An 18,474-nucleotide genomic window follows, 5' to 3' on the forward strand; every position below is an offset into this window, starting at 1 on the left:
CACTCGACAGTTCACTTCCTGCCCGGGGTCCAGTTCATGCCCCAGCCGTAGGCGTGGTCGAGGGTGCGCTGGGGGCTGACCCCGCGCGCGGGGACCAGGTACCGGGCCTCGCGCTGGACGACGAGGTCGGCGCCGTTGCCGGTGATGAGGGCGAGGGCGCAGACGGTGGAGGGAACGGTGCACTCGTCGAGCGAGAAGTCGATGGGAGCGCCGTTCTGCGGCTGGAGGGTGACGGTGGCGTGCAGGTCGGCGAAGGACCGCGCTCCTTCGTAGATGGTCACGAAGATGAGGATGCGCCGGAAGCTCTGCTTGTGGTCGAGGTTGATGGTGAGGTTCTCGCCGGAGGCCACGGCCCCGGTGCGGTCGTCCCCGTCGAGATGGATGAAGGGCGGCTGGTGCAGCGCCCCGAAGGCGTTGCCGAGCGCCTGGACGACTCCCTTGCGGCCGTCGGACAGTTCGTAGAGCGCGCACAGGTCGAGGTCGAGGTCGGCGTGCATGGCGACGGCGCGGCCCCGCTTGCTGCCCCATCCCGAGAACTGCTTGCGCACCTCCCAGTTGAGGTTCACGCGCATCGTGCCGCCCGTGCCGCCCTGTTTGGCGAGCGAGACGGAGGGGGCCTCCTTGGTCAGCGTCACCTTGGAGAGACTCACCGGCGGCTGAGGGGCGGGGGCCGGGTAGGGCCCCGGAGGCATGGGCGGTGGCACGTTCACCGGTGGGGCGACCGGCGGGTACACGGTGACCGGAGGTGCCACGGGCGGCGGCGGCCCCTGTACGAGCGTGGCGGGCCCCTGCGGCGCGGCGGCCGGGGGTGCCGCGTGCTGCGGCTCGTCCACCGTGATCCCGTAGTCGGTGGCCAGTCCTTCGAGTCCGCTTACGTAGCCCTGTCCGATGGCGCGGAACTTCCAGGCCCCCTGGCGCCGGTAGAACTCGCCGAGGACGAAGGCGGTCTCCACGGTGGCGTCCGTGCTGTCGAAGCGGGCGACCTCGGCGCCGGTCCTTGTGTCGAGCACCCGGATGTAGAGGCCGGGAACACGGCCGAAGGAGCCGCCGTCCGCGGAGCCGGCCAGGACCACGTTCTCGACGGAGCCCTCCACGCGCGCGAGGTCCACGGACAGGGTGTCGGTCACCTGGCCGCCGTCGTTCCGCTTGCCTTCGTGGCGCACCGCGCCGGAGGTGTGCGCCGGCTGGTTGTAGAAGACGAAGTCGGCGTCCGAACGAACCTTTCCGGCCACCAGCAGAAGGGCGGAGGCGTCGACGTCGGGCACCCCCTGTCCCGAACGCCACCCCAATTCCACCCGGAGTGCGCTCGTCGGGACTGGAACATTGGATCCCTTAGGCATTGACATGTACGCCCCCATCACGTGTCTCCGCGCCGGTGCGAGTCCCGAACGGACCGCCGGCTCCGTTCTCGCCAAACCTAATCCCCAGGTCCGCCGAGCCCCATGGCTCGCGCAGGAAGATCCTGGTCAACCGCCGGTAACCCGGTCCGAACCTCGGCCTTTACACGATCTCAACCATCTTTGACGTCCTTTTTTGCCAAGTTCGCTCGCATTGGGGATCCCGCGTCACCGCGGACACGGAAAACAACCCTCTTATCGGTCTCCCCAACCAGCACATCGTGGGCTTAACTTATGGCCATGACCTCCCCCCGCTCCACCTATGGCGGCGGTTACTACTCCGCCTTCCAGGACACCCCGATCTACGACTCCCTCGTCGCCGAGCGGGGTACCCCTCAGATCGCCCCGATCCGGGTCCCTTCCGCCTACGACCCGGGCAGCAACAACCTCCCGGCCCTGCCGTCCGCGCTCCCCGCGCTGCCGTCCGGCCCCTCCTCGTACGGCTACCAGCCCCAGCAGCCCTCGCCGCTGCAGCAGGCCCCCGCGCCGTACATCCCGCAGCAGATGGGCGCCCCCCGGGGTTACCCCAGCCCCCAGCCGCAGCAGCCCCGTCCGATGGCGGCCGGCACGGGCTTCGAGGCCATGCGCCCCGCGGCTCCCCGTCCCGCCCCCGCTCCGTACCAGGACCCGTACAACGGTCAGCAGTACCGCGGGTACTGACACCTCCGGACCGGATTGTCGGTGCCACCTGGCACGATGGCGGTCATGGGGAACGCGGAACTGCACTCGATTCACGTCCATCCGGTCAAGGCCTTCCGGAGCCACGCGCTCCAGGAGGCCGTGGTGGAGCCCTGGGGGCTGGCCGGAGACCGACGCTGGGTCCTGATCGACGACGGGGGAAAGGTCGTCACGCAGCGCGAGCAGCCGCGTCTGGCGCTGGCCGTCGCCGAGATACTCTCCGGCGGCGGCCTGCGTCTTTCGGCCGCGGACCACGCGTCCGTGACCGTTCCCGTGCCCGAGCCCACCGGTACGACCACGGTGGAGATCTTCGATGACAAGGTCGAGGCCGTCCTCGCCGACGCGGCGGCGCACGCCTGGTGCAGTGCGTACGTGGGCGCCGACGTGCGCCTCGCCCACATGGACGATCCGGCGGTCCGCCGGCCCGTCGACCCCGACTTCGCGCTGCCGGGCGAGACCGTCAGCTTCGCGGACGGGTATCCGCTGCTCGTCACCACCCTCGGATCGCTGGACGCGCTCAACTCCCTGATAGCCCAGGGCGACCGGGCCGAGGAGGGACCGGTGCCGATGAGCAGGTTCCGCCCGAACGTGGTCGTCTCCGGCACGGAGGCCTGGGCCGAGGACGGGTGGTCGCGCATCGCCATCGGCGACGTCACCTTCCGCGTCACGCGCATGTGCGGCCGGTGCATCGTCACCACGACCGACCAGGACACCGCCCGGCGCGGCAAGGAACCTCTGCGCACGCTCGCCAAGCACCGCCGCTTCGGCGGAAAGGCGATGTTCGGGCAGAACCTGGTGCCCGAGACCCGCGGTTCGGTACGGGTCGGGGATCCGGTCACGGTGCTCGCCTGAGGTCAGGGCACCGGTCGCGACCCTCGCCCGAAACCAGGGCCCCGGACCCTTCCGGACGGCGCCTCGGGCCGCCCGACGACATTCCGCCAGAGACCGGACGCCGGGAACACCGGGGCCGGGCCGGATCGTTGAATCGGCGTGAGATGTTCATGAAGGGTCCTGGGGGAGGGTGAAGCCGGCCTCTCTTCCCCGGCTTCGCGTGTGAACGGCTCCGCTGCTGGTAATCACGGAAGCGGAAGGGGGGTGTGGGACGGTGCGCGCGATCATCGGTCTCTGGCGCTGGCGGCGCAATCCGCTGCGCCGTACGACGGATCTGGTCGAGGCCTGGCTCGCGCTGGCCACGCTCCTGCTCATCCTGGTCGCGGCGCCCTCCGCCGGGGCCGCCGTGGGCGTCTCCATGCAGGGGACGCTGCAGAAGGCCGTCCGGGACCAGCGCAAGGACCGGCACCCCGTGGCGGCGGTCGTCGTCAGAAGGCTGTCCCGGGGACCGCTGGCTCCCGACCCCGAGACCCCCTCCGGCCGGGACGCGCACAGCCGTGTCGTCGCGAACTGGACGGCACCGGACGGCACCCCGCGGCACGGCACGGTGATCGCCGACCTCAAGACACCCGTCCCCGGAGACCGTTTCTGGCTCTGGACGGACCGGCACGGCCGAATAATGGGCCGCCCGCTGGACAGCGCCACCGCGACCACGCACTCCGCCCTGGCCGGATTCGGCGCCGCGGTGCTGGCGGCCGGACTCCTGGAGAGCGCGAGACGGCTGGTCCTGTGGCACATGGTCCGCCGCCGTCACGCCGGATGGGACCGCGCCTGGGCCAAGGCGGGCCCCGACTGGGGCAAGGCAGACACCGGCAGCTGACGGCCTTCCCGCTCCGGTCAACCGGGCGTCCCCGCGCACGCTACGGTGGACCGGCCGAACCGTTCGGCGCCGTCGTGAGAGGCTGTCCGGCAGGGACCGGCAACCCGCGACCGACGGGGCATCAGCACAACCTCGCAGGACCCGCGTACGACGAGGTGGGGGCACAACAGCGCCATGGCACAGGGCACGGTCCAGGTCACGCACACCGGAACCTCGCGGTGGCGGCGCCGCACAGGTGAGTACGCATCGCTGGCCGCCGCCCTGGAGGCCGCGGCCGAAGGCGACGTGCTGACCGTCGCTCCCGGTACGTACCGGGAGAACCTGGTGGTGGAACGCGCGGTGACGCTGCGCGGCCCCGAGGGCTCCCCCGGCTCCGTCCGCATCGCGCCCGTCGACGGCGTGGCACTGACCGTACGGGCCTCGGCCGTCGTGCAGGACCTGCACCTCGAGGGCCAGGACTCGGCCTCGCCCGCGCTGCTCGTCGAGGACGGCACACCGGAGTTGCTGGACCTACGGATCGTGACGCGGTCCGCGGCCGGGATCGAGGTCCGCGGAGGCGCCCGGCCGACCGTGCGCCGCTGCACCGTCGACAACCCCGGGGGCGTCGGCGTCGCCGTACTGGACGGCGGCGGAGGGGTGTTCGAGGAGTGCGAGGTCGTGGCCGCCGGGCAGTCCGGGGTCGTGGTCCGCGGGGGCGCGCGTCCGCGACTCGAGCGCTGCCGGGTGCACCACACTTCCGGTCCGGGCCTGTCGGCGACCGGCGAGAACTCCTCGCTGGAGGCGATCGGTTGCGAGGTGTACGAGGTCAAGGGCTCCGGGGTGCAGATCACCGCCCGGGCCACGGCCCACCTCACCGACTGCGACGTCCACCGGACCACCGCCGACGGTGTCACCCTCGACACGGACGCCGTGCTCACGCTCGCCGACTGCCGCATCCACGACATCCCGGAGAACGCCGTCGACCTGCGTTCCCGCTCGGTGCTCACCCTGACCCGCACGAGCGTGCGGCAGTTCGGGCGCAACGGCCTGTCGGTCTGGGACCCGGGCACCCGTGTGGACGCCAACCAGTGCGAGATCTTCGACAGCACGGGCGACTATCCCGCGGTGTGGGTGAGCGACGGAGCGACCGCCGTCCTGGACTCGTGCCGGGTGCACGACGTGCCGGACGCCCTGTTCGTCCTGGACCGGGGCTCCCGCGCGGACGTCGTCGACTGCGACATCTCCCAGGTGCGCAACACCGCGGTGTCGGTGAGCGACGGAGCGACCGCGCAGCTCGACGACTGCCGGATCCGGGATGCCGCGACGGGTGCCTGGTTCCGCGACCACGGCAGCGGCGGCACTCTGTCCGGCTGCATCGTGGACGGCACCCAGACGGGCGTGATCGTCACCAAGGGCGCCGATCCGACCTTCGAGCGCTGCACAGTCACCGCCCCCGCCGAGGCCGGCTTCTACGTGTCGGCTGACGGACGGGGCAGCTTCGTCAACTGCCGGGTGGCGGACAGCGGGGGCTACGGCTTCCACGTCATAGACGGCTGCCGGTCGACGCTGCGCAAGTGCCGTACGGAGCGCTGCGCGCGCGGGGGCTACGAATTCGCGGACGGCGGCTCGGCCCCCGGCTCGGGTCCCGTCGTCGAGGACTGCGCCAGCGACGAGAGCGCCTCACTGCGCGCCCCGGCCCATGAGACGGCGGTCGAGACGTCGGCCCCGTCCGCCGGTCTGCTGGGGACGATCCCCGGTCAGCGCAGCACCGAGCGGGAACCCGTCGTCCCCGCGGCGGAGCCCGCCCCGCCGGCTCGCGGATCGCGGATCGTCCTCGGTGAACTCGACACCCTGGTGGGTCTGGAGAGCGTCAAGCGCGAGGTGCGCGCCCTCACCGACATGATCGAGGTGGGCCGCCGCCGCCAGGAGGCGGGCCTCAAGGCGGCCTCCGCCCGGCGCCATCTCGTCTTCACCGGCTCCCCCGGCACCGGCAAGACGACCGTCGCCCGGCTGTACGGCGAGATCCTGGCCTCGCTGGGCGTGCTGGAGAAGGGACATCTCATCGAGGTGTCCCGGGTGGACCTCGTCGGTGAGCACATCGGTTCCACGGCGATCCGCACCCAGGAGGCGTTCGACCGGGCGCGCGGCGGCGTGCTGTTCATCGACGAGGCGTACGCGCTGTCGCCGGAGGACTCGGGCCGCGACTTCGGGCGCGAGGCCATCGACACGCTGGTGAAGCTGATGGAGGACCACCGGGACGCGGTGGTCGTGATCGTGGCGGGGTACACCGCCGAGATGGAGCGCTTCCTCTCGGTCAACCCCGGGGTGGCGTCCCGTTTCTCACGGACCATCACCTTCAACGACTATCTGCCCGACGAACTGCTCAGGATCGTGGAGCAGCAGGCCGAGGAGCACGAGTACCGGCTGGGTCCGGGCGCGTCCGAGGCGCTGCTGAAGTACTTCACGCTGATCCCGAAGGGGCCCGCGTTCGGCAACGGGCGCACGGCGCGGCAGACGTTCGAGGCCATGCTGGAACGGCACGCGGGCCGTGTCGCCCAGCTGGCCGAGCCGACCACGGACGATCTGACCCTGCTCTACTCGCAGGACCTGCCGGAACTGCCCTGAGCGTCCCCGCCGGGACGCGGGCCCGGTACCCCGGGCAGCAGCCGCTCCAGCAGGCGTTCCCGTTCGTCGGCGAAGACCGGGTCCGCCTGGTAGTCGGAGTGGCCGAGGACCGGCGCGGGCAGCGGCTGCCGTTCGGTGCGTCCGTAGGCGAGCGGGTCCCTCAGCGGATCGTGGTCGACCTCGGGGCCGCAGTCCCCGGACAGCAGGACGGGTCCGCCGATCGGGTCGGTGCGCCGGTAGAGGTTGCGCCAGCAGGCCACGTCACGGTGCAGTGAGGCCAGTGCGGCGGGGCCGAAGTGGGCCGGGAACCAGCGTCCGTACAGGCGCTCCAGCGGGGAGCCGTAGGTGAGCAGCGCGACCCTGCCGCGTACCGAGGGGTCGAGCTGCCAGGCCGCCGCGGCCGCGAGCACGCTGCCCTGGGAGTGCCCGGAGAGCACGAGCCGTCCGCCGGTCGCCCGGGTCCAGGTGGCCATGCGCCAGGTGAGGTCCGGGACGGCGCGCTCGGCGTAGCAGGGCGGCGCGAAGGGGTGGGCGGCGCGCGGCCAGAAGGTGCCGACGTCCCACAGGATGCCGATGGTGCGGCGGGCGGCCGGGTCCTTGTAGGCGCGGCGGCCCCAGGTGACGAACAGGATGAAGCCGAGGCCGATCAGCCAGGAGCCCAGTGCCTGCGCGGTCTGGGCGGCCCCGTGGACGAAGCCGTTCGTGCCCCGGGCCGCCTCGCTCGGGGCGTCGCCGGTGGTGAGGGCGCCGGCCAGGGCGCAGGCCCCGAGGAGCAGGGTCGCGGAGGCGAGGACGCCGACCATGAGCGGCGCACGGTCGGTGAGGGCGGCCATGGCGCGGGTGCTCGCGATGCGGCGGGTGCGGGCCGAGTCCCTGGGCTCGCCCGGGTAGTCGCGTTCGACGGTGTCCATTTCGCGGCGGCGCCCGCGCCAGGTGCGGCGGGCGAGCCAGCCGGTGAGGGCGAGCAGGACGACGAGCAGCGGCGGGATCACGGAGGCCTGCCAGGTCAGCAGGACGGGCGGGCCCGGGATCGAGTGGCGGGTGCCGTCGAGCCAGTCGGCCACCCGCTGGGACACTCCCCCGGACATCACACCGCCGAGCGCGCAGGCGAGCATGGCGACGGCGGGCCCGGCGAAGCCGCGCAGGGCGGTCCGCGGGACCGGGCCGCCGTCCGCCGTCCGGTGCGGGTCCGGGGGCTGGGGGGCGGTGCCGTACAGGGCACGGGCCACCACGCACAGCGCGATCACGAGCAGGCCCTGGACGAGGGTAAGGCCGCCGAACGTGGCGTCCCCCGCCAGACGGCCCGCCGAGTGCCAGCGGGGCCTCGACCAGCCGGCGTACACCAGGCCGAGGGCGAGGAGGACGAGCGCGCCGAGCGCCAGCCGGCGCACCAGGGTCCGGTCGCTTCCGTGGTCGATCCGGTTCTCGCTGCGGCCGCGACGGCAGACCACCCACAGCACAACGGCCGCGCCGGCCACGAGCGTTGCGCTCAGCAGGCCGCCCAGGGCCGCCAGGACGGGGGACCCGCCCGGGGCGCGGTCGTGGCGGAGGGCCGGGGAGCCCACGGCGGCGGCGACGGTCAGAAAGCCCGCGGCGGTGTGCGCGGCGCGCAGCCGGGCCACCAGGCGGCGGCCGAACCAGAAGCCGGGACGGCCGAGTCCGGTGCCCTCGGTCTCCTCGTCGTGCTCGGCTGCGCGGGCGATCGGCTGCTGCGACTCGTACGCGCTCCAGGTGCGGTGGGACAGGTACCAAAGGAGCGCGGTGAGCGCCGTGGGGACCAGGGCGGCCAGGGCGAGGCGGCGGCCCGGCTCGCTCCACCAGCCGGCGTCGGGCCGGTCCGGGGAGAGGAATCCGAGCCAGGAGTGGTTGCGCACGCACAGGCGGGTGCCCGCGCACTGCCAGGCGGCGAGGTCGAGGGCGACCTCGCAGGCCGCGGCGACGAGCAGCACCGTGAGCGTGAGTCCGGCGAGGCGGACCAGCAGCCCGTACAGGCGCACCGTCCGGGAGTGACCGTGCGAGGCGGGGCGCATCCAGTGCGCGAGGTTGACGACCATGAAGGGCAGCAGGAGGAGCCAGAGGGCGCGGGCGCCGTTGCCGGAGGTGAGGTTGCACCACACGTACGCCTCGCGCACCGGTCCCGCGCGGTGGTCCCCGGCCCGGTCCTCGGCGTCGACGTCGTCGACGCGCCGGAACACGGCCGCGGTGGTGTCTCCGGTGATCCGGACGGTCCGCGGGTCGTTCAGCATCTCCTCCGGCGTGGTGCCGCCGACGCCGTGGACCAGGAGTTCCAGGGCGCTCCCGGCCGCTTCGTGCCGTCGTGCGGGGCTGCCGGGCTCCCCGTCGGCGGTGTGTTCCCGTGCACGTTCCACTAGTCCGCACTTCCCCGTGCCACGCGTGTCTCAGGTGTCATGTGCAGGCACAAGGCTCTCGCGCTCCGGTCCCCGTGTGCACCCGAAGGCACCGAATCTCCCCGATACGTGTGAACGCGGCGGCACAGGAGGGGCACAGCGAGTGCGCAGGCAGTGGCGCGACCGAGGGTGTCCCGTGCGAGGATGGGGCATCCTCCAGACCTCGGGCAAGGAGAACGTCCACGTGGGAGTGGGTTCGGACGGAGTGGGGCAGGCAGCGGCGAAAGGACCGGAGCGGTCGTGAGCGAGAATCAGAACCTCCTCGCGGAGCAGCGGCGCGCTCTGATCCTCGACGAGGTGCGCCGCCGGGGCGGCGTCCGCGTGAACGAGCTGACGCGCAGGCTCGGTGTCTCCGACATGACGGTCCGCCGTGACCTCGACGCCCTGTCCCGTCAGGGAGTCGTCGAGAAGGTGCACGGCGGCGCGGTCCCGGTGGTCGAGGCGAGCACGCACGAACCGGGTTTCGAGGCCAAGTCGGGCCTGGAGCTGACCGCCAAGGAGGACATCGCGCGGGCCGCGGCGGAGCTGGTCGCGCCGGGCTCGGCGATCGCCCTCTCCGGTGGTACGACGACCTACGCGCTGGCCCATCACCTGGTGGACGTCCCGGACCTGACCGTGGTCACCAACTCGGTGCGCGTGGCGGACGTGTTCCACTCGGCCCAGCGCACCTCGGGACAGCGCCAGGGCGCGGCGACGGTCGTGCTGACCGGCGGGGTGCGCACCCCGTCCGACTCGCTCGTCGGGCCGGTGGCCGATCAGGCCATCGCGGCCCTGCACTTCGACGTCCTCTTCCTCGGTGTCCACGGCATATCGGCCGAGGCGGGTCTTTCGACGCCGAACCTCGCGGAGGCGGAGACCAACCGGCGGCTCGTGCAGTCCGCGCGACGGGTCATCGTGGTGGCGGACCACACCAAGTGGGGCACGGTGGGCCTCAGTTCGTTCGCCGCGCTGGACCAGGTCGACACGCTGGTGACCGACGGCGGCATGCCGGCCGAGGCCCGCGCGGAGATCTCCGAGCGCCTGCGGCGGCTCGTGGTGGCCGGTGAACCCGAGGACGATACAGACATCTGACGGTCCGCCAGCTAAGGTGACGCTGCCCGCGCCGCCGGTCACGCCGTCGGCGTCGTCCGTGGCGCGGGTGCGCCGGGCCGCCGCTCGCGGCCGACCGCGAGGGGGTCCGCTCATGGCACGTCGACTGCGTCCGGTGGGAACCGACTTCGTCGAGACCGCTCCGCTGCGTCTGGTGTTCGCGCGGGAGGTCGCCGCGCCCGTCGAGGCCGTCTTCACCGCGCTCGCCGAGGACGTGTCCGGCTGGAGCGAGTGGTTCTCGGCGGTGACGCTCGCCCGGCCGGCCGGCGAGGGCGGACGGGAGGTGCGGCTCCGCGGCGGCACCCGCTTCGAGGAGACCGTCCTGGTGAGCAAGGCTCCCGAGGTGTACACCTACCGGGCGGACGCCACGAACGCGCCGGGGCTGCGCGCCCTGGTCGAGGAGTGGCGGCTGACGCCCGCGGGCGGAGGGACACGCATACAGTGGACCTTCGCCGCCGACGGGACCGCCGTGTTCCGGACGGCGCTCACCCTGGGGCGCGGCGGGCTGGGCCGCGCCTTCCGGGGCGCGGTGACGGCACTGGACCGAAGGCTCGCGACGGCGACCGCCTGAACGAATCCTGGGACCGGGGCACCCGGTCCCACCCTCACGCACCCACGCCAGGTCAGGCCGGCCAGACGCCCGTCTCCAGCATGGAGTTGATCGCCGTCGTGTACGGCGCGATGTCCAGGCCCTGTTCGGCCAGCCACTCGTCCGAGTAGTACTTGTCGAGATAACGGTCCCCGGGGTCGCACAGCAGGGTCACCACGCTTCCCCTGCGCCCCTCGGCCACCATCTCGGCGACGATCTTCAGGGCGCTCCACAGGCCGGTGCCCGTCGAGCCGCCCGCCTTGCGGCCGATGGCGGCCTCCAGGGCCCGTACGGCGGCGACGCTCGCCGCGTCCGGCACCTTCATCATGCGGTCGATGGCCCCGGGCACGAAGCTCGGTTCGACCCGCGGTCTGCCGATGCCCTCGATGCGTGAGCCGCGGTCGCAGGTGACGTTCGCGTCACCGGTGATCCAGCCTTCGAAGAAACAGGAGTTGTCGGGGTCGGCGACACAGATGCGGGTGTCCGCCTGCATGTAGTGGACGTAGCGGGCGAGGGTCGCCGAGGTGCCGCCCGTACCGGCCGTGGCGACGATCCACGCGGGTTCCGGGAATCGCTCCAGGGCGAGTTGGCGGAAAATGGATTCGGCGATGTTGTTGTTGCCCCGCCAGTCCGTCGCCCTTTCCGCATAGGTGAATTGGTCCATGTAATGGCCGCCAGTCCGCTCCGCGAGGGCGACGGACTCCTCGTAGATCTTGCGCGAGTCGTCGACGAAGTGGCATTGCCCGCCGTGGAATTCGATCAGCCGGCATTTCTCCGCACTCGTGGTGCGGGGCATCACCGCGATGAAGGGCACCCCGACGAGTCCCGCGAAATAGGCCTCGGACACGGCCGTCGAACCGCTGGACGCCTCGATCACCGGGCGGCCGGGCCGGATCCAGCCGTTGCACAGGCCGTACAGGAACAGCGAGCGGGCCAGACGGTGCTTGAGGCTGCCGGTGGGGTGGGTCGACTCATCCTTCAGATACAGGTCGACTCCCCACTCCTCGGGGAGCGGGAAGCGCAGCAGATGCGTGTCGGCCGAGCGGTTGGCGTCGGCCTGGACCTTGCGGACGGCTTCTTTGAGCCAGCTCCGGTACTCAGCGTCACTCCGGTCGACATCGAGGGTCTCACCGGTCCGGATCGGCTGGACAGTGCTCACGGGATGGCTCCTAACGCGGGGCGCCGACGCGGCTTCAGCGGGTCGGACGCCTCGATCATAAGCACCTTCCGCACGCTTCTCACCTGCATAAACACACCTTTGGTCAGCCCAAAGACACCCCTGGGGTGACGCCGGGACCCGCTGTCCGCGCGCCGGTGGTCCCGCTTTCCAGGGGGGCGCATCCGGCCTTTGCTTCCGTCACCGCCACCACCTCGCCGCTCGTACTGGTGCTCGGCGCGACCTGCGGGCAGACTGCACCGCGCGGGGCGGTCGCCCCCGACACGGATGCACACTGGGTCACGACAGGGCACACCCGGAGCCCACGAGGGGGCGGAGCGTCATGGCGGAGCCGGAGTTCACGGCCACGGGCGTGCGGATCGGGAAGAGGCTGCGTTCGCTCACCCGGGCCGGACAGGTCCGGATCAGCGACGGCAGGCTGGAACTGCTCACCAGCTACGGCAGCGAGATCGACAGCGCGCCGGTGCAGGCGGTGCGGGCCTCGAAACCCTGGTTCGCGCACGAGGACCGGGCGTTGGCGGACGTCAACGGCACGCGGTACTCGCTCACTCTCGGCGAGCACGATCCGGCGCCGGGCCGGCCGGGGCCCCCATCGGCGCGCCGGTTCATCGAGGCGGTCCGCAAGGCCGCGGGTCGCAAGGGCTGAGGCCGCACGAGCCTCGCCGGTCCCCCGTCCACGAACACCGCGAGTTGCGGGACGGTGTCCCCTGGGTCACTCTGATCTCACATCACTCTGGGTTTACCGGCGATAACGCTGCGAACCAGCCCGCCGGTCACGCAGCAGGCGGCCGTTCCAGGGCCACTCTGCTGGATCCGATCTCCGTCTTCTTCCGGACCTCAATTCGGGGAGTCGCAGCCGTGATCAGCCAGCCAAGCAGGCATTGCACGGTGGAGCTCCAAGCCCTGCCGTCGCGGATCGGCCAGGTCCGCAGAATCGTCTCTGCGCAGTTGCGCTACTGGCATCTGGACCCCTTGATAGACCGGGCGGCGCTCGGCGTGACCGAGCTGCTGTCCAACGTCCACCGGCACGCCCAGCCGGACAAGGTCTGCACCGTCGAGATCGAGCTGCTGCTCGACCGCCTCACGGTGTCGGTGCACGACCACGATCCGCGGCTTCCCGTGATACGCGAGGCCGACCCCGGTTCCACCTGCGGACGTGGCCTCGCCATGGTCGCCGCGGTGAGCGAGAGCTGGGGTGTGCGGCCCGACGGCGAGTCGGGCAAGGCCGTGTGGTTCACGCTCCCGGCGTCCGTCCCCGTGGTGACGGCCTCGCTGCGTCCGCCGTACGAGAAGGCGAGCGAGGTCACGCTCCGCCAGACCGTCGACGTCCTCAGCCCGGAACACGCTCCCGCCCGGTCGGCCGTTGCCGGCTGACCGGGCGGTGACAGCCCTCCCGTACGCCGCTCACGCACGGGCGTCGTACGACACCGGGTCGCTCACTCGGTGGCGATCGCCCGCAGCACGTCCAGGCGCGCCGCCCGCCGTGCCGGACGCAGTCCGGCGAGTACTCCGGCGGCGAGGCCCACCAGTGCCACCACCGCGAGCCGCAGCGGCGGCACCGCGAAGGCGAACGCGCTGTCCGACGCGCCGTCGGAGGCCTCGACGAGCACCCAGCCGAGGAAGGCACCGAGGGCGAGTCCGCCCGCCGTGCCGAAGGCGGCGACGAGCACCGACTCCCAGCGCACCATGGCGCGCAGCTGCCCCCGGGTCTGTCCGACGGCCCGCAGCAGCCCGAGTTCCCGGGTGCGTTCGTGGACCGCGAGCGTGAGCGTGTTGGCGATGCCCAGCAGCGCGATGAGCACCGCGAGCGCCAGCAGCGCGTAGACCAGGGTCAGCATCATGTCGATGCCGGCCGCCGAGGACTGCGCGTACTCGACGCGGGTCTGTACCTCGGGGCTGCCGTACCGGTCGGCGACCTTCCGCACCGCGGCCTTGCCCTCGGCCGTGCTCACCCCCTCCCGCAGGGAGACGGCGACGAGCGTGTCGGCGTCCTGGGTGCGGTGCGGGGCCCAGGCGGCGCGGCTGATGACGTAGTCGCCCACGAGCTCCGACCGGCCGTAGAGGGCGCGGACGGTGAAGTCCGCCGACCGCCCGTCGGTGAAGGCGAGGCGGGCCGTGTCACCGGTCGTCAGATGCCGCCGTGCGGCCTCGTCGCGGGTGATCGCGATGCCGTCGGTGCCGAGGCCGCTCAGCGACCCCTGGACGTGTCCGAGGTCGAAGACCTTGCCCAGCGTGACCGGATCGGTGACCGTCAGGGCGCGGCCCTCGCCGTCGACCTCGGCGACGCCCTTGCCCAGCCCCACGGCGTAGTGGACCGCCGGGTCGCGGGCGATGGCGGGAGCCAGCCGGGGGCTGAGTCCGCTGCCGCCCGCCCCGAACGACGGTGTGCTGACGGCGACGTCACCGGCGAAGGAGCGTGAGACGGTCTGGTCCATGGTGGCCTTGAGCGAGGCTCCGAAGACCGTGAACAATGACACGACGGCGACGCCGATCATCAGGGCACCCGCGGTGGCGGCGGTCCGCCTGGGGCTGCGCAGCGCGTTGCGCCGGGCGAGTGAACCCGTGACACCGCGCAGCCGGCCGAGCGGCGCGCCGAGGACCCGTACGGCCGTCGTGGACGCCACCGGGCCGAGGACGACGAAGGCGGCCAGGGCCAGCACTCCGCCGAGTCCGGCCAGCCACAGCGACGGACTCAGCAGGACACCGGTCAGGGTGACGCCCAGCGCCAGGGCGGCCAGTCCCCCGCCGGCCGCGGCCCGGAAGCGCGAGGCACCGGACTCGTCGACCGCCGTCTCCCGCAGCGCGGCGAGCGGGGCGGTCCGTCCCGCGCGGGCCGCGGGCAGCAGGGCGGACCCGAGGCAGACGGCGACGCCGACGACCAGCGGCAGCAGCAGGGACAGACCGCTGATCACCAGGGCGCCGTCGGGGAAGGGGAATCCGATGGCCGGGAAGAGCGCCTGGAGTCCGGCGGCGACACCGATGCCGCCGAGGAGTCCGGCGGCCGAGGCGGTCAGGGCGACGACGGCCGCCTCGGCCAGGGTGGAGGCGGTCACCTGCCGGCGCGAGGCGCCGAGGGCGCGCAGCAGCGCGTTCTCCCGTGTGCGCTGGGCGACGACGATCGCGAAGGTGTTGTGGATGGAGAAGGTCGCCACCAGCAGCGCGATGCCGGAGAAGACGAGCAGGAGCGTGGTGAACAGCGTGAGGAAGGCGCCGGAGATCATGTCGGTGTTCTCCTGCGCGGACTCCTGTCCCGTGATGGCCTCGACTCCCTTGGGGAGGACGGGAGTCAGGGCGGCGACGAGTTCGTCCTGATCCACTCCCGGGCCCGCGCGCACCCGGATGCTCGCGGCCTGGCCGGGCTTCGCGGTCAGGTACTTCTCCGCGTCGGAGCGGGTCATGCCGGTGTACGTCACCTGGGCCATGCCGTCCGCGCCGCCGAAGGTCGCGAGGCCGACGACGGTCACCCGGACGGGGTCGGGTGTGCGCAGGACCGTGGTGTCGCCGATCTTCAGGTGGCCCTTCTTCGCCGCTCCCCTGTTGACGACGACCTCGCCGGGCTTCGCGGGGGCCCGGCCTTCGGCGAGCCGGTAGGCGTTGAGCTTCGGGTCGTCGATCCAGTTGCCGGCGAGGGTGGGCGGGCCCTGTCCTCCGACGGGCTTGCCGTCGGAGCCGACGAGCTGGCCCGCGCCCTGGATGTCGGGGGCCGCGGCGGCGACGGCGGGGACCCGCTCGATGGCCGCGACCAGGCCGGTGGCGACCGGGGCGCGGACGCCCTGGCCCTCCCCCGGCGCGGTGATGACACCGGCGCTGCGGACGACGGCGTCGGTCCCCTTCGTCGCGTCGCCGAACATCGTGTCGAAGCCGGCGCGCAGGGTGTCGCCCATGACGAGGGTGCCGGCCAGGAAGGCGACGCCGAGGAACACGGCGAAGAAGGTCCCGGCGAAGCGGCGCTTGTGGCCGCGCAGCGAGGAGAGGCTGAGGCGCAGTGCGGCGTTCATACGGGCGCGCCCTTGCCGTCGAAGGCCTTCATTCGGTCGAGGACCCGGTCGGCCGTCGGGTTCTCCATCCGGTCCACGAGGCGTCCGTCGGCGAGGAAGAGCACCTCGTCGGCGTGCGCGGCGGCGACGGGGTCGTGCGTGACCATGACGACCGTACGGTCCATGCGGCGCACCGCCCGGCCGAGGAGGCCGAGCACCTCCTGACCGGAGCGGGAGTCGAGGTTGCCGGTGGGTTCGTCGGCGAAGACGACGTCGGGTTCCCCGGCGAACGCCCGCGCCACGGCGACGCGTTGCTGCTGTCCGCCGGACAGTTCGCCGGGCCGGTGGTGCAGCCGGTCGCGCAGTCCGACGACGTCCACGAGCGCGTCCGTCCAGGCGCGGGAGCCCTTCGTCCCGGCGAGGTCCATGGGCAGGGCGATGTTCTCGGCGACGGTGAGCGTCGGGATCAGGTTGAAGGCCTGGAAGACGAAGCCGATCCGGTCGCGGCGCAACAGGGTCAGCCGGCGGTCGTCGAGGGTGCCCAGTTCGGTGTCGCCGATGTACGCGGCGCCCGAGGTGAGGGTGTCGAGCCCGGCCGCGCAGTGCATCAGGGTGGACTTTCCGGAACCCGAGGGCCCCATGATCGCGGTGAAGCGCCCGGCCGGGAAACCAACGCTCACCCCGTCCAGGGCCCGCACGGCGGTGTCGCCGGCGCCGTACACCTTCACGGCGTCGACGACCCGTGCCGCGTCCGGCCGGGCGGTGGTGGCCGTCATGCCGCACCGCCCTTGCCCGTGCGGCCGAACTGCTCGTCGAGGACGGACAGTCGGCGCCAGTACTCGTCCTCGTCGATCTCGCCGGAGGCGAAGCGGCGGCCGAGCACGGCGATCGGCGAGTCGCCGGCCGGCAGGGAGCCGCCCGGTCCGTAGCCGCCCGGCGCCCGCCAGGGGCCACGGCGTCCGCGCCAGGCGGTGCGCCGCAGGACGGACACGACGCCGATCACGACGGCCGCCCAGATCAGCGGGAAGAACAGGATCCAGGGGCCGGGGCCGCCGTCCCAGTTCGCCAGGGTCTGCATGTCGACTCATCTCCTCGGTGGAACCACGCGGTGCGCGGGATCTCGGTGATGGTTCGAGACTCGCCCCGGCAGGGGGTCCGCGTCGTCGTACGGCCAGCGGTCGTGCGCCTACCTCCCCGGGAGTACGCCGGGAGCACCGGACTGCTTCCCGCGGCCGCTTCCCGGGTTGGCTCCCGCGGCTTCCTCGGGCGGCTTCGCTCGGCGGCTTGCCTTGGTCGGGCGAGCCGCCACCGCGCTGTACCTACTGGTATGTACAGTGGCTCCATGAGCACTCCGGACCGGTTGATCGAAGCCACGCGCGCGTTGCTGTGGGAGCGCGGATACGTGGGCACCAGTCCCAAGGCGATCCTGGAGCGCGCGGGAGCTGGGCAGGGCAGCATGTACCACCACTTCAGCGGCAAGCCGGACCTGGCCCTCGCCGCGATCCGCCGCACCGCCGAGGAGCTGCGGGCCGCCCTCGAGGACGTCCTCGGCCCGCCCGGAACTCCGTACGAGCGCATCGAGGCGTATCTGCGCCGCGAGCGCGACGTCCTGCGCGGCTGCCCGGTCGGCCGGCTCACCATGGACCCGGACGTGATCGCGAGCGACGAACTGCGCGCGCCGGTCGACGAGATGCTCGCGTGGCTGCGCGGACGACTGGCCGCCGTCGTCGAAGAGGGCCGGGTACAGGGGCAGTTCGCGGCCTCGCTCGACAGCGGGCAGACCGCCGCGACGATCCTCGCGACCGTCCAGGGCGGTTACGTCCTCGCCCGCGCCTCCGGTTCACCGGCCGCCTTCGACGCGGCGGTCCGGGGCCTGCTCGCGCTGCTGTCGCCGGGCGACGCGCCGAAGGGAGGCCGGTCGTGACGTCTCCCCCGGCCCTGGTCCGCACCGTCCTCGGCGATGTGCGCCCCGAGGACCTCGGCGTGTGCGACGCGCACGACCACCTCTTCTTCGCCAGCCCCGTGCTCCCGGGCCAGGAGCTGTGCGACGCGGCCGCCGCGGCCGCCGAACTGACCGCGTTCCGCGAGCAGGGCGGGGGTTGCGTGGTCCAGTGGACTCCGTACGGTCTCGGCAGGCGCGCCGCGGACCTGCCGAGGATCTCCCGTGACACCGGGGTGCACGTCGTCGCGGCGACCGGACTGCACCAGGCGGCGCATTACGCACCCGAGTTGCCGGCCGAGCTGCGCAAGAGACCGGCCGAGGTCTTCGTCGCCGAGCTCACGACGGGCATCGGGACGACCGGGGTCCGGGCCGGGCTCATCAAGGTCGCCGGCGGCTTCCACGCCCTGGACGCGCACGCCCGCTGGACGATGACGGCCGCAGCCGAGGCCCACCACGCCACCGGGGCGCCGATCGCCGTGCACCTCGAGCTGGGCACCGGCGCGCTCGACGTACTCGACCTGCTGTGCGGCGAGTTGGGCGTGCCCGCGCACCGGGTGATCCTCGGGCACCTCAACCGGTCCCCGGACCCCGTGGTGCAGCGCGAGGCCGCCGCGTCCGGCGCCTATCTCGCCTTCGACGGCCCCTCACGCGCCCACCACGCCACCGACTGGCGCATGCCCGAGGCGATGCGCGCACTCGCCGACGCCGGCTTCGGCGAGCGACTGCTGCTCGGCGGCGACACCACGACCGCGGCGGCCCGCTCGGTGGCCGGCGGGCCGGGGATGCCGTATCTGCTGCGCCGCGTCCGGCCGAGACTCGAACACGCCCTGGGCGAGCGGCTGGTGGCACGGATCCTCACCGAGAACGCAGGCCGTGCCTTCGCGGTCGCCCGGCCCTCGTGA

The 18,474-nt window shown here is 72.7% G+C and carries 16 protein-coding genes; 10 read left to right on the forward strand and 6 right to left on the reverse strand.

The genetic code is table 11. The annotated features are described in order from the left end of the window. Positions 1-11: 11 nt before the first annotated feature. On the reverse strand, positions 12-1,346 hold the full coding sequence (locus tag IO36_RS03890) for a TerD family protein (protein WP_051899983.1): 1,335 nt from the start codon (positions 1,344-1,346) through the stop codon (positions 12-14). A 291-nt stretch (positions 1,347-1,637) separates the two neighbouring features. Here IO36_RS03890 and IO36_RS03895 point away from each other — a divergent pair, with 291 nt between their 5' ends. From IO36_RS03895 to IO36_RS03910, 4 genes are all read left to right on the forward strand, one after another. Continuing rightward, positions 1,638-2,057, forward strand: a complete 420-nt coding sequence (locus IO36_RS03895) for a DUF6643 family protein (RefSeq protein WP_037616211.1) — start codon at positions 1,638-1,640, stop codon at positions 2,055-2,057. Positions 2,058-2,102: 45 nt separating this feature from the next. Further along, positions 2,103-2,927, forward strand: a complete 825-nt coding sequence (locus IO36_RS03900; RefSeq protein ID WP_037616012.1) for an MOSC domain-containing protein — start codon at positions 2,103-2,105, stop codon at positions 2,925-2,927. 253 nt (positions 2,928-3,180) lie between these two features. Next, positions 3,181-3,786 (forward strand): Rv1733c family protein, encoded by a 606-nt coding sequence (locus IO36_RS03905; protein ID WP_209441148.1) that lies wholly within the window; start codon positions 3,181-3,183, stop codon positions 3,784-3,786. A 174-nt stretch (positions 3,787-3,960) separates the two neighbouring features. After that, a complete protein-coding gene (locus tag IO36_RS03910) occupies positions 3,961-6,390 on the forward strand; it encodes a right-handed parallel beta-helix repeat-containing protein (RefSeq protein ID WP_037616016.1) in 2,430 nt (809 codons plus the stop codon). On the opposite strand, the gene IO36_RS03915 is transcribed toward IO36_RS03910, so the two are convergent. Continuing rightward, complete coding sequence (locus IO36_RS03915) at positions 6,360-8,759, reverse strand: hypothetical protein (RefSeq protein ID WP_037616017.1); 2,400 nt, start codon at positions 8,757-8,759, stop codon at positions 6,360-6,362. The two genes, IO36_RS03910 and IO36_RS03915, sit on opposite strands and share 31 nt — an antisense overlap. A gap of 279 nt (positions 8,760-9,038) precedes the next feature. Here IO36_RS03915 and IO36_RS03920 point away from each other — a divergent pair, with 279 nt between their 5' ends. Beyond that, positions 9,039-9,869: a DeoR/GlpR family DNA-binding transcription regulator gene (locus tag IO36_RS03920; protein ID WP_037616019.1), complete on the forward strand. Its 831-nt coding sequence runs from the start codon at positions 9,039-9,041 to the stop codon at positions 9,867-9,869. A gap of 112 nt (positions 9,870-9,981) precedes the next feature. Next, positions 9,982-10,458, forward strand: a complete 477-nt coding sequence (locus tag IO36_RS03925) for an SRPBCC family protein (RefSeq protein WP_037616021.1) — start codon at positions 9,982-9,984, stop codon at positions 10,456-10,458. Between the two features lie 52 nt (positions 10,459-10,510). Here IO36_RS03925 and IO36_RS03930 read toward each other — a convergent pair whose 3' ends face one another. Further along, a complete protein-coding gene (locus IO36_RS03930; RefSeq protein WP_037616023.1) occupies positions 10,511-11,635 on the reverse strand; it encodes a PLP-dependent cysteine synthase family protein in 1,125 nt (374 codons plus the stop codon). Positions 11,636-11,975: 340 nt separating this feature from the next. On the opposite strand from IO36_RS03930, the gene IO36_RS03935 reads away from it, so the two are divergent. Then, positions 11,976-12,299, forward strand: coding sequence for a hypothetical protein (locus IO36_RS03935; protein ID WP_037616025.1), 324 nt, complete (start codon positions 11,976-11,978; stop codon positions 12,297-12,299). Between the two features lie 212 nt (positions 12,300-12,511). Further along, positions 12,512-13,027: an ATP-binding protein gene (locus IO36_RS03940; RefSeq protein ID WP_078942982.1), complete on the forward strand. Its 516-nt coding sequence runs from the start codon at positions 12,512-12,514 to the stop codon at positions 13,025-13,027. A gap of 62 nt (positions 13,028-13,089) precedes the next feature. Here the strand turns inward: IO36_RS03940 and IO36_RS03945 are convergent, their stop codons facing one another. From IO36_RS03945 to IO36_RS03955, 3 genes are read right to left on the reverse strand one after another with little or no spacing between them, the layout of a single operon-like run. Continuing rightward, positions 13,090-15,651 carry an ABC transporter permease gene (locus tag IO36_RS03945; RefSeq protein ID WP_037616029.1) on the reverse strand — a complete coding sequence of 854 codons (2,562 nt, stop codon included), beginning with the start codon at positions 15,649-15,651 and terminating at the stop codon, positions 13,090-13,092. After that, on the reverse strand, positions 15,648-16,406 hold the full coding sequence (locus IO36_RS03950) for an ABC transporter ATP-binding protein (RefSeq protein ID WP_037616031.1): 759 nt from the start codon (positions 16,404-16,406) through the stop codon (positions 15,648-15,650). Before IO36_RS03950 ends, IO36_RS03945 begins: the two co-directional genes overlap by 4 nt. Beyond that, positions 16,403-16,708, reverse strand: a complete 306-nt coding sequence (locus tag IO36_RS03955) for an SHOCT domain-containing protein (RefSeq protein ID WP_037616033.1) — start codon at positions 16,706-16,708, stop codon at positions 16,403-16,405. Before IO36_RS03955 ends, IO36_RS03950 begins: the two co-directional genes overlap by 4 nt. Before the next feature lie 249 nt (positions 16,709-16,957). On the opposite strand from IO36_RS03955, the gene IO36_RS03960 reads away from it, so the two are divergent. Together IO36_RS03960 and IO36_RS03965 are read left to right on the forward strand one after the other, a co-directional pair. Then, on the forward strand, positions 16,958-17,554 hold the full coding sequence (locus IO36_RS03960) for a TetR/AcrR family transcriptional regulator (protein WP_037616035.1): 597 nt from the start codon (positions 16,958-16,960) through the stop codon (positions 17,552-17,554). Next, a complete protein-coding gene (locus tag IO36_RS03965; RefSeq protein WP_051899963.1) occupies positions 17,551-18,474 on the forward strand; it encodes a phosphotriesterase family protein in 924 nt (307 codons plus the stop codon). The genes IO36_RS03960 and IO36_RS03965 overlap by 4 nt, the downstream gene beginning before the upstream one ends.

It is taken from the genome of Streptomyces aureus (genome assembly GCF_000725495.1).
GTDB lineage: Bacteria > Actinomycetota > Actinomycetes > Streptomycetales > Streptomycetaceae > Streptomyces > Streptomyces aureus_B.